The organism is Bradyrhizobium sp. (genome assembly GCF_004799445.1).
Taxonomy (GTDB): domain Bacteria; phylum Pseudomonadota; class Alphaproteobacteria; order Rhizobiales; family Xanthobacteraceae; genus Bradyrhizobium.
This window is the reverse complement of record NZ_SSNA01000118.1, coordinates 1-3861: the sequence shown is the minus strand read 5'-3', so window position 1 is coordinate 3861 and position 3861 is coordinate 1. Positions and strand designations below refer to the sequence as shown.

Sequence of the window (3861 nt, the reverse complement as noted above, 5' to 3'; positions counted from 1 at the left end):
GATCGCTGCTTCATCAGCGACGTTGCGGAAATCGACGGCTCTTCGGCGATCGTGCAGGCGGTGGTCAATATTGCCGCCGCGCGCAACATGACGACGACCGCGGAAGGCGTCGAGACGCTTGAGCAAAAGGAACGGCTACGCACGCTGGGCTGCACCGAGATGCAGGGCTATCTGTTCAGCGCCGCCAAGCCAGGTCCAGAGGTAAGGCAACTGTTCGGCAAGCGCGCGGAGATGATCGCAGCCGTGGCTTGATGACAAAAGAATCCGTAGTGCCTGACGAAAACTGGACCACTGCGCAAAAACGCAACGTTAGAGCATTGATTTAAAGAACGATAATTTTAGGGAAGGATTGGAGATGGCTCGCGCAAAAAAATCGGAGGTCGCGCATGCCTATGCCGTGCGGCTGATGCAACATTTGGTCGTCCCCACCTTCGTCATTGATGCCAAGCGGCGCGTCGTGATCTGGAACCGTGCTTGTGAGCGGGTTACCGGCGTCGCCGCATCGGAAGTGCTGGGAACCTCCCGGCACTGGCGCGCCTTTTATGCGAAGCGCCGATACTGTCTGGCGGATTTGGTGGCCCTCGGGCGGCCGGACAAATTGAGCGAACTCTACCCCGAACAACACACTGTTCCGGACGGTAACAGCTTCGGCTTCAGCGCCGAGAACTGGTGCGTGATGCCGAAGCTGGGTGACCGTTTGTATTTGGCCCTTGACGCCGGTCCCATCCACGATGAAGACGGCAATCTGATCGCGGTGGTCGAAACCTTGCGCGACATGACTGACCAGAAGCGGGCGGAAATGGCCCTGAAGGCGCTGGCAGTCAAGGACGGACTGACTGGCCTGGCCAACCGGCGCTGCTTCGATCTGGCGTTGGAAATGGAATGGTCGCGCGCGCAACGAACAAAGAAACCGCTGGCCTTGCTGTTTGCCGATGTGGATCATTTCAAGCTCTTCAACGACCAACACGGCCATCAGCGTGGCGACGAGTGTCTGCGTGAGGTGGCAGCCGTCATCGGCGAGAGCGCCTCTCGACCTATCGATCTGGCTGCGCGCTATGGTGGCGAAGAGTTTGCCATTATTTTGCCTGAGACCGACCGTGAAGGCGCCTGCAAGGTTGCTGACCGACTTCGCCAAGCCGTTATGGATCTCCGGATAACTCATGATGCTGCTGGAGCCGGGCCGTGGGTAACGCTCAGCGTCGGTGTGGTGGCGCACGTTCCCGGCAGCGATGTTGGCCCCGACTGGTTTCTCGGGCAGGCGGATCAGGCCCTTTATGCCGCCAAGCGCTTGGGCAGAAACCGCGTGATCACCGCTGACGCCATGCTGGCCGCTTTCGCCGACCCGGAACGACGAGACAGGGATCCTCCCGATCTGGCTCACGCAGCTCGACGGTAGTTTTTGGCAGGTTTTGTCAATGAAGACGGTTGAGGTGCGTAGCAAGCGATTACAACACGGCAATTGGTGCCAAGGCCAGCATCGAATATGGGTGCCGAGCGGCTGCAGACATGCGAAATCCGGCCCCCAGGACGGAAATGAAAATTCGCCCGACGAGCATCAAACCAAACCGTTTCCATCCTAATAACTGAATTGGCCTGCTATTTTTCCCGAGCCGCCTTTCTCTATCCCAGACCAGCCGACAGCGTTCGCCTTAGGCACCCGCAGAGGGCGTCCAATTCGACTCCCGACGCTCTCCACCACGAAGACCACCTTCGATAAAACGATGTATTAGACCATACGTAGCAGTCGCTTCCTCGATTTCTGGCTGACTCGTTAGTCGCATGACCAAATAGCGTTCGGGATATTTCCCGACGTTTTGGAATTCAGACGCTCTACGGGTCCTGGGGCCTGCTGTTGGCTCGACCGGCTGGTCGAGCGCGGCGTCGCCGAACTGGCCTCCGGTTGAGTTTCGGTTGAGTTTTGGTTGCGTTTCGGTTGCCTTTCGGTTGCCTTTAACAACCGGACTCAACCGACCCACAACCTATTTTTGACCGCGCCTAACGACGATCGACCCACTAAATGTAGGCCCGGAGTTCCCGCTGCTGTGCCAAGAACCGTCGAAGTCCACCGACCTGAGGGGCAACTATTCGCCACGCGGGCGCCGCAGCGGCGCTGACGACCAACCGTGACGCGCCGGCAGACCTTAACTCGGGGCGATTTACCTCCAAGGAGGAGCGAAAATCCCATCGCGGCAACTGGCATCAAAGGGATGGGCTGAGTGAAATCCATGTAGGACTTCGACCCTCTTCCGCCCGGCTGCGCGCACCGACGAGGTGATCGAATAAATGACGTGACTTCCGGGGGCACGTTTGAGACATACCGACGAACTCTGCGCATGTCCATTGTTCGGGGCAGACCGGAAGTGGCAAGCGGGACGTCAAACCGGCGCGATTGACCCGACTCGGACCTCCGTCTTTTGGCCGGCGAACTCTCACCCCTAACCGCGACCGGCTGTTGAATGTGCCTCGATCGAGGCAACGGCGGATCATCGCAAGGACCGGAAGACTACAATGACGACGCAACTACGGGCCGACGAAAGGCACATCGTCGCCGGCATTCGTTGCCCTCCAGTTGGAGGCCCGTTTTAATCGGCTGCTGAGTTCACCAAGGTCCCCAATAGGGCGGACCCATATTGTCATCGATCGTGCCGGGGTAATTGCCGTCGCCATACGGGCCGCCCCAACCCGAGTGATACCTCGGATAAATATCCAAGCGACCTAAATGCAGAGCATCTTGTGCTCGCATGTCATGGTAGCCGCGGAAGGCTTGGGTATACGGGTCTTGCGCCCTGTGACCGTCATACGCAAACGCGGGACCAGCAAGGACAATCGAAAGTGCGGCTCCGATAATTCTGAATGTCGTCATGCGTTCCTCCTTTTGGTTTCGGGTTACGCAAAAGACCAAGAGTAGGTGCGAACGTAAGTTCCGACCTTGGCTCCTAAAAGATAGTTGATTCAGCGGCGCTCTGCTGGCGCGCTACGCGCTGGCGCCGATCGGCGGGCACAGCCCGCGCGGATCTCCAAATCGCCGCTTATGTGGACAAAATTCTCAAGGAGCCAAACCGGCTGATCTTCCCGTGCAGCAGCCGACCAGGTTCTAAATAACGATCAATCTCAGGACCGCCAAGGCTATCGGCCTTCCGCGTTTGGCACTTTTCCGACATGCCGAATGACCCTGAGAAGGTCCGCTAGTTGGGAGAGACCGGAAGTGAGCGGCGCGGTCCGGCGCACGATTCGCGATAGGCAGACGCTCGGTTGAGTGGTGAGATATCGCGACCCAATTCGAGCAGTTAATCTTCGAATTAAGATCAAACTGGGGTTGCCGACTTAAACGCTTCGTTCGCGATTTGCGATACTGTCCGGCCCTACGTGTGTAGAGTGGAGTTCTGCTCGATGGGCATGATAACAGAAAGGGAAGTAGATAGGTTTTATGCCGAAGATGGCATGGGCCACCGTTATACCGTCGTTCGAAGGCAGGATATGATTGTCTTCCGGCCATCAAGTGGCTCGGTGAGGAGAATTCCCGGCAAGGTTCGCTACAGCCTAGTCACAGGCGAACAGCTCGATGATCGCTCTGATGGCAGCCTCGTGATCGTGAACGACGCTACTGTTCTCCATAAGGTCGAGACCTGACAGCTTACGGTGCGGACAGGAGCGGGTCGCGCCAAGCGCCGCCTATGGGCGGTTTTTTATTTGGAGCTACCCGCACCCGCGACTTCCGATTTTGGCAGATACTGTTCTCTAATTCCGGGTCTGGGTGTCAAGCTCTCCAATGATCGTCCTTGCCGGGCCCACTGTTCTCTCCGCGGTAGGGGTGAACCCTCCGCATGATGGCGTAAGGTGACGCTGGCGGTTCAATGTTGC

The 3861-nt window shown here is 57.9% G+C and carries 4 protein-coding genes; 3 read left to right on the top strand and 1 reads right to left on the bottom strand.

The genetic code is table 11. The features are described from left to right. A partial coding sequence (locus E8A46_RS16115; protein WP_291562545.1) for an EAL domain-containing protein occupies positions 1-252 on the top strand: 252 nt, incomplete at its 5' end. 103 nt (positions 253-355) lie between these two features. Continuing rightward, on the top strand, positions 356-1396 hold the full coding sequence (locus E8A46_RS16110; RefSeq protein ID WP_291562543.1) for a diguanylate cyclase: 1041 nt from the start codon (positions 356-358) through the stop codon (positions 1394-1396). A gap of 1203 nt (positions 1397-2599) precedes the next feature. On the opposite strand, the gene E8A46_RS16105 is transcribed toward E8A46_RS16110, so the two are convergent. After that, positions 2600-2863, bottom strand: a complete 264-nt coding sequence (locus tag E8A46_RS16105; protein ID WP_291562540.1) for a hypothetical protein — start codon at positions 2861-2863, stop codon at positions 2600-2602. Positions 2864-3390: 527 nt separating this feature from the next. On the opposite strand from E8A46_RS16105, the gene E8A46_RS16100 reads away from it, so the two are divergent. Then, complete coding sequence (locus E8A46_RS16100; protein ID WP_291562537.1) at positions 3391-3630, top strand: hypothetical protein; 240 nt, start codon at positions 3391-3393, stop codon at positions 3628-3630. Positions 3631-3861: the final 231 nt, after the last annotated feature.

Coding starts and splice junctions, on each gene's coding strand:
- E8A46_RS16105 (WP_291562540.1), bottom strand. CDS start 2,863: ATGACGACATTCAGAATTATCGGAGCCGCACTTTCGATTGTCCTTGCT.
- E8A46_RS16110 (WP_291562543.1), top strand. CDS start 356: ATGGCTCGCGCAAAAAAATCGGAGGTCGCGCATGCCTATGCCGTGCGG.
- E8A46_RS16100 (WP_291562537.1), top strand. CDS start 3,391: ATGGGCATGATAACAGAAAGGGAAGTAGATAGGTTTTATGCCGAAGAT.